The organism is Caulobacter sp. 05T431 (genome assembly GCF_056665975.1).
The window spans coordinates 254,125-260,124 of sequence record NZ_JBFTKU010000004.1; the positions used below are offsets into that span (position 1 = coordinate 254,125).

The following is a 6,000-nucleotide window of genomic DNA, read 5'->3' on the forward strand; positions in this document are numbered from 1 at the left end:
AGGGCGGGAAAAGCGGGAACCAAATGTCGCACTGCCCTTGAACCGGCGCGTCCTCCGTATAAATCGCGGTTATCGGAGGCGTCGTCTTTCTGTCATGCGTAAGTTCACTGCCGTTTTCGCCGCCCTCGCGGCGCTTGTCACCCTGTCGACCGCCCAGGCGGCCGACCTGGGCGTCTGGACGGGTCCCAAGGACAACGTCCGGGTCGCGATCAAGAGCTGCGGGTCCAGCACCTGCGGCACGGTGGTCTATGCCAGCCCCAAGGCCGAAGCCGACGCCCGCAAAAGCGGCCTGGACACCCTGGTCGGCCAGCAGCTGCTGCGCGACTTCGAACCCACCGGCCGCGGCAACATGCGCGGCAAGGTCTATGTGCCGACGCTGAAGGTCACCCTGACCGGCACCGCCGAGTTCGTCGACGCCCGCACCATGAAGGCCAAGGGCTGCGTCCTGGGCGGCCTGCTGTGCAAGTCGCAGACCTGGCATCGCATCGACGCCGTCACCGCCAAGAACGACGGCCCCGCCAGCTACGCGCCGTAAGCCCGGCTATTCCTGCTTCTTGAGGAAGGCGGTCAGGCCGGCGAAGTAGTTCGCCTGGTCGTCGTACAGCGCCATGTGGCTGCCGTTGGCCAGGTACAGGTACTGGCCCTTGGGCAGCTGCTTGGACATCTTCTCCATATAGGCCGGGTCCATGGTGTCGTACTTGGCCCCGATCACCAGGGTCGGCACGGTGATCTTCTTGAGGTCGTCGAACCGGTCCCACTTCTCCAACAGACCGCTGGCGCCCAGCTCGCTGGGGCCCTGGATCAGGGTGTAGAGCTCGCCGTTCAGCTGCGAGAAGGCGTAGGTCACCGGCTCGGGCCACTGGTCGGCGGGGCGGCGCAGGATGTGCTTCTCGTAGTGCATCGGGATCAGCGTGCCCATGTAGTCCGGGTCCGACGTCTTGCCCGCCGCCTCCAGCGCCTTGACCTTGGCCAGCTGGGCCTGGTCCATCTCGGGCATCAGCACCTTGTTGGCGTAGTCGTTATAGGCAGGGATCGAGGCCATCATGTTCGAGATGACCACGCACTTCAGATTGGCCTGATGCTTCAGCGCGTACTCGATCGCCAGCACCCCGCCCCAGCTGTGGCCCAGCACGCAGAAGTTCTCCGGACCCAGGTTCAGCGCCTTGCGCACCTGCTCCACCTCGTCGACGAAGCGGTCGATGGTCCACAGCTTGGTGTCGGCGGGCTTGTCCGAGCGGCCCGAGCCCAGTTGGTCGTAATAGATGTACTCGATGCCCTGGGCCGGGAAGTAGCTGTCGAAGGGCTCGAAATAGTCGTGGGTCGCGCCCGGGCCGCCGTGCAGCAGCAGCACCTTCAGCTTTGGGTTCGAACCGACCCGCTTGGTCCAGACCCGGAACTTGCCCGACGGGGTGTCGATGTCGACCATCTTCACCCCGCCCGACCAGGCGTCGGGCGCCTTGACGTCGTAGTAGCTGGCCGGCGGCGCCTGGCGCGCCAGGGCTCCCGTGGCGAAGAAGGATGTCGCGAAAAGGGAGGTCGCCAGGAACGCCATCGCCATCACAAGCCGCTTCATGGTCCGCCCCTTCGATTCAGCCCGGACGCGACCATTGGCGAGATCGCGGGCCTGGGCAAGCGCCCTTAAGCAACCAACCGCCTTGCCTCGCGCCGCCTCACGCGCGAAACCTCGCCCCATGACCACGCCTCCGCTCGCCCCCTACCCCGCCACCCGCCTGCGCCGCCTGCGCCAGGCCGACTGGACCCGCCGCCTGGTCCGCGAAACCACGCTGGAGCCGTCCGACCTGATCTGGTCGATGGTGGTGCACGAGGGCGAAGGCACGGTCCCGGTCGCCTCGATGCCGGGCGTCGAGCGCCTGTCGGTCAAGGAGGCCGCCAAGGCCGCCGTGCGGGCCCGCGAGCTGGGCATCCCGGCCATCGCCATCTTCCCGCACATCGACGGGTCGCGGAAGGACGCCGCCGGCTCGATCGCCTCCGACCCCGACGGCGTGATCCCCCGCGCGGTCAAGGCCATGAAGGACGCCGCGCCCGAAGTCGGCATCATGTGCGACGTGGCCCTGGACCCCTTCACCGACCACGGCCACGACGGCGTGGTCGAGGGCGGCCGCATTCTCAACGACCCGACCATCGAGCGCCTGATCGAACAGGGCCTGATGCAGGCCGAAGCCGGCGCCGACATCCTGGCCCCGTCCGACATGATGGACGGCCGCATCGGCAAGCTGCGCGCGGCGCTGGAGGGCGCCAACTTCCAGGACACGATGATCATGTCCTACGCCGCCAAGTACGCCTCGGCCTTCTATGGCCCCTACCGCGACGCCATCGGCTCGGCGAAGCTCAGCGCCGGCCAGGGCGACAAGAAGACCTACCAGATGGACCCGGCCAACACGGAAGAGGCCATCCGCGAGGTCGCCCTCGACATCGCCGAGGGCGCCGACATGGTCATGGTCAAGCCGGGCATGCCCTATCTCGACATCCTGCGCCGCCTGGTCGAGGAGTTCCGCATGCCCACCTACGCCTTCCAGGTCTCGGGCGAGTACGCGATGATCAAGGCCGCCGCCCAGAACGGCTGGATCGACCACGACCGCGCCGTGATGGAGAGCCTGACCGCCTTCAAGCGCGCCGGCGCCGCCGGGATCATCACCTATTTCGCGCCCTGGGCGGCGGAGAAGCTGGGCTGACACAACGGCCCAGCCGACCCAAGATCACGGCCTGGAGGGTCTTCATGAAGCGCCTGCTGCTCGCCGTCCTGATCTTGTTGGCCCCGCTGGCCGCTCAAGCCGAGCCGTCCGACTGGCCCACCGCCCCTCCGGCCGCAGAAGGACTGTCGGCCGACAAGCTCGACGCCATGTCGGCGGCGATCAAGGCCGGCGCGTTCCAGCAGATCACCAGCGTTCTGATCGCCCGCCACGGCAAGCTGGTGTTCGAGGCCTATTATGACGACGCCAAGAACGGCGGGGGCCCGGAGGCGCGGCGCAACACGCGCTCGGTGACCAAGACCGTGACCGCCATGCTGGCCGGCGCCGCCATCGATCGCGGCGCCCTGCCCGGCGTCTCGACGCCCATAAAACCCTACCTGAAGGATCGCCCGCCGGCCGCCAATCCCGACCCGCGCAAGGATCGCGTGACCGTCGAGGACCTGCTGACCATGAGCTCGATCGCCGAATGCGACGACGACAACGAATTCTCGCGCGGCAACGAAGAGCGGATGTACCTGATCGAGGACTGGGTCGGCTTCTATCTGGACCTGCCGGTGCGCGCCTTTCCCAGCTGGACGCCCAGGCCCGAGGCCTCGCCCTACGGCCGCAGCTTCAGCTACTGCACCGCCGGGGTCACCACCCTGGGCGCGGTTATCCAGTCGGCGGTCGGCAAACCCCTGCCCGCCTTCGCCGACACGGCGCTGTTCCAGCCGCTGGGCGTCGAGAAGCCCGAGTGGCAGCTGTCGCCGCTGGGCCTGGCCCAGGGCGGCGGCGGTCTGGGCCTGCGCAGCCGCGACCTGCTGAAGCTGGGCCAGCTCTACGCCAATGGCGGCCGGTGGAACGGACGTCAGGTGCTGCCCGCGACCTTCGTCGCCGCCGCCACGGCCCCGCACGCCCAGGCGCGAGACGACGCCGACTACGGCTATCTGATCTGGCTGCAGACCTTTCCGGGATCGGACGGCAAGGGCCACAAGGCCTGGGTGATGAGCGGCACGGGCGGCAACAAGGTGGTGGTCGTCCCCGACCTGGCGCTGGTGGCGGTGATCACCACGACGAACTTCAAGGTCCCCAGGCCGCACGCGATCTCGGAAAGACTGCTGACCGATCACATCCTGGCGGCCGTGACGCCCTGACTCGACTCGCCGCCGTCGCTAGGCTTGGGGCCATGACCCGCCCCAGCATCGACATCGTCACCGCCGTGATCCGCGACGAGGCCGGCCGCATGCTGGTGGTGCGCAAGCGCGGCACGGCGATCTTCATGAAGCCGGGCGGCAAGCGCGAGCCCGGCGAGGACGACCTGACCGCCCTGGCCCGCGAGCTGGACGAGGAGATCGGCTGCCGACTGATCGACGCCACGCTGCTGGGCGCCTTCGAGGCTCCCGCCGCCAACGAGCCCGGCTTCACCGTGCGCGCGGCGACCTATCTGGCCGGGGTCGAGGGCGAGATCGCCGCCCGAGCCGAGATCGAGGAACTGGCCTGGATCGATCCCGCCGCGCCGGGCGATATCGTGCTGGCCCCGCTGATGCGGGTGGTGCTGGCGCGGCTGGCCGTCTAGCGCGGCGCTCACACCTCTCGGCCATCATCATTCCTTCTACCCGCTCATCCCGGCGAATGCCGGGACCCAGATCCTAAAGCTGGGTGGCTGATTGGAATGGCTCAGCGCGCTTGGCGTCAGCCACGCAGCCATTCCATCTGGGTCCCGGCATTCGCCGGGATGAGCGGATCAAAAGCAATAATCCGGCGGCGAAACCGCGCTCCGCTAGTCTTCCAGCTCGTCCGGATCGCCCGCGGCGTCTTCGTCGGCGTCGTCCCGGGCGATCGTCTCCGACCTCGGCGGCGGCGGCGGATCGGCGGCGAAGAAGGCGCCCAGCAGCATCAGCATGCCCGCCACCGGGGCCAGCGACCGCTTGGACCTGCGCAGGGCCAGGATGGCCCAGACGCAAAGCAGGATCACGGCCGCGCCGAAGGCGATCAGGACAAGCGTGGCCTTCAGCGTTTCCATCCGTGGCATATGGCCCCGCTGAGGGCCGCCGCAAGCCGACGCCTCAGACCCGCTCGAACGCCTCGCGCAGTTGGCCGGCGCGCCGGCCTTCGGGCCGGATCATCAGGAACTTGCCGGCCCAGACGCCAGGGACCGACCACGTCCCCTCGATCTCGGTCGCGTCGTCGCTGAGCAGCCCGAAGTAGGAGACCGCGTGCGTCCAGCCGTTCGTGCCGTCGTAGGTCTTGGTGAAGTCGACGTCCTGGCCCCGGCGTGTCCCCAGCAGCGTGGCGTAGACCTCGACGTCGGCCCCGCCGTGCTCTTGGGCGATCTCGTGGATGGAGCCGCTCAGCCACGCGCCGCTTTCGAGCAGGGTCGCGGTGAAGCCGACGGGTGCCAAGGCTTGGGGATAGGAATAGAGCCCCTGCCAGATCCCCGTCAGATTGTTCGCGTCGCGGGTCATCGATCAACCTTGAGCCTTCGCGGCGCATAGGCCGCATCCAGGCCCGAGCCGTCAAGCTTGCGGGAGGCTCGCGCGAAACCGGGAACGGGCTTAGGGTGTTCCTAGTGTCGGCCCGAGGCCGCGTACGACGGCCCGGTCCGAACCTCAACGACAAGCGGAGGTGACGCATGGACGCCGATTTCAACGACACCGGAAAACCCGAACTGCTCGCCCACGAGCAGACCTATCACGGATTCAGCATCCTCCTGCGATGGTGCATGCTGGGCCTGGCCACCACCATCTCGACCCTGACCCTGTGGTTCGCCAGCCCGGCCGGCTTCTGGGGCGGCCTGATCATCGGGATCGTGGTGTTCGCGATCGGCTACGCCATCCTGGTCCGCCGCGAAGAGAAGCAGCCGCTGAGCCTGTGGGTCGAAGGGCGGTAACAGCGGGGACGCGCACTCACGACCTGGCGTCTGATGATTTCGCGCTGGGTTGAGTGTGAGTGCGTGTCCCCCAAGTCGTCCACTGAGTTGGGTGTCTAGTCCTGTTGCGCCGTGGGCGAAGGAGGGGACACGCACTCACACCACGGCCATTGATCGACCCGCAACACCTTGCCGTGAGTGCGTATCCCCGTCACCGCGGCGAACAAGTMGCTGATATCCCTGCGCTAAATCTTTATTCCCCGCAGGGTTTCCCGGCGGCCGCATAATCGTCCCACCTCGACGCGGGAAAGGGCGCATGGCCAGCGACCGATGCGGCGGCGGGGGCGATCGAGCGGGAAGCTCTGTCGGATCCGGTCCGCGTTCGGTAGGGGCCGGAACAACCTCATGTCTCTGGTGCCGGTCGGGCGTGGTCCACAGATA

The 6,000-nt window shown here is 67.9% G+C and carries 8 protein-coding genes; 5 read left to right on the forward strand and 3 right to left on the reverse strand.

What is annotated here, in order from left to right:
- Positions 1-94: 94 nt before the first annotated feature.
- Positions 95-535, forward strand: coding sequence for a DUF2147 domain-containing protein (locus AC1U89_RS06185; RefSeq protein ID WP_479898847.1), 441 nt, complete (start codon positions 95-97; stop codon positions 533-535).
- A gap of 6 nt (positions 536-541) precedes the next feature.
- Here the strand turns inward: AC1U89_RS06185 and AC1U89_RS06190 are convergent, their stop codons facing one another.
- Positions 542-1,573, reverse strand: a complete 1,032-nt coding sequence (locus tag AC1U89_RS06190; protein WP_479898848.1) for a proline iminopeptidase-family hydrolase — start codon at positions 1,571-1,573, stop codon at positions 542-544.
- Positions 1,574-1,691: 118 nt separating this feature from the next.
- On the opposite strand from AC1U89_RS06190, the gene hemB reads away from it, so the two are divergent.
- From hemB to AC1U89_RS06205, 3 genes are read left to right on the forward strand one after another with little or no spacing between them, the layout of a single operon-like run.
- Positions 1,692-2,693 carry a porphobilinogen synthase gene (hemB, locus tag AC1U89_RS06195; RefSeq protein WP_479898849.1) on the forward strand — a complete coding sequence of 334 codons (1,002 nt, stop codon included), beginning with the start codon at positions 1,692-1,694 and terminating at the stop codon, positions 2,691-2,693.
- A gap of 44 nt (positions 2,694-2,737) precedes the next feature.
- Positions 2,738-3,844: a serine hydrolase domain-containing protein gene (locus AC1U89_RS06200; RefSeq protein WP_479898850.1), complete on the forward strand. Its 1,107-nt coding sequence runs from the start codon at positions 2,738-2,740 to the stop codon at positions 3,842-3,844.
- A 32-nt stretch (positions 3,845-3,876) separates the two neighbouring features.
- A complete protein-coding gene (locus AC1U89_RS06205; RefSeq protein ID WP_479898851.1) occupies positions 3,877-4,266 on the forward strand; it encodes an NUDIX hydrolase in 390 nt (129 codons plus the stop codon).
- A 204-nt stretch (positions 4,267-4,470) separates the two neighbouring features.
- Here AC1U89_RS06205 and AC1U89_RS06210 read toward each other — a convergent pair whose 3' ends face one another.
- Both AC1U89_RS06210 and AC1U89_RS06215 read right to left on the reverse strand, forming a co-directional pair.
- Positions 4,471-4,713: a hypothetical protein gene (locus tag AC1U89_RS06210; RefSeq protein ID WP_479898852.1), complete on the reverse strand. Its 243-nt coding sequence runs from the start codon at positions 4,711-4,713 to the stop codon at positions 4,471-4,473.
- Positions 4,714-4,756: 43 nt separating this feature from the next.
- Positions 4,757-5,155, reverse strand: coding sequence for a hypothetical protein (locus AC1U89_RS06215; RefSeq protein ID WP_479898853.1), 399 nt, complete (start codon positions 5,153-5,155; stop codon positions 4,757-4,759).
- A 167-nt stretch (positions 5,156-5,322) separates the two neighbouring features.
- Between AC1U89_RS06215 and AC1U89_RS06220 the strand changes: the two genes are divergently transcribed.
- Positions 5,323-5,580, forward strand: coding sequence for a hypothetical protein (locus AC1U89_RS06220; protein WP_056444803.1), 258 nt, complete (start codon positions 5,323-5,325; stop codon positions 5,578-5,580).
- The last annotated feature ends 420 nt before the right edge of the window (positions 5,581-6,000 follow it).

Bases quoted from the DNA above. Each gene is read 5' to 3' on its own strand.
- AC1U89_RS06185 (WP_479898847.1), top strand. From the start codon at position 95: ATGCGTAAGTTCACTGCCGTTTTCGCCGCCCTCGCGGCGCTTGTCACC.
- AC1U89_RS06190 (WP_479898848.1), bottom strand. From the start codon at position 1,573: ATGAAGCGGCTTGTGATGGCGATGGCGTTCCTGGCGACCTCCCTTTTC.
- hemB (WP_479898849.1), top strand. From the start codon at position 1,692: ATGACCACGCCTCCGCTCGCCCCCTACCCCGCCACCCGCCTGCGCCGC.
- AC1U89_RS06200 (WP_479898850.1), top strand. From the start codon at position 2,738: ATGAAGCGCCTGCTGCTCGCCGTCCTGATCTTGTTGGCCCCGCTGGCC.
- AC1U89_RS06205 (WP_479898851.1), top strand. From the start codon at position 3,877: ATGACCCGCCCCAGCATCGACATCGTCACCGCCGTGATCCGCGACGAG.
- AC1U89_RS06210 (WP_479898852.1), bottom strand. From the start codon at position 4,713: ATGGAAACGCTGAAGGCCACGCTTGTCCTGATCGCCTTCGGCGCGGCC.
- AC1U89_RS06215 (WP_479898853.1), bottom strand. From the start codon at position 5,155: ATGACCCGCGACGCGAACAATCTGACGGGGATCTGGCAGGGGCTCTAT.
- AC1U89_RS06220 (WP_056444803.1), top strand. From the start codon at position 5,323: ATGGACGCCGATTTCAACGACACCGGAAAACCCGAACTGCTCGCCCAC.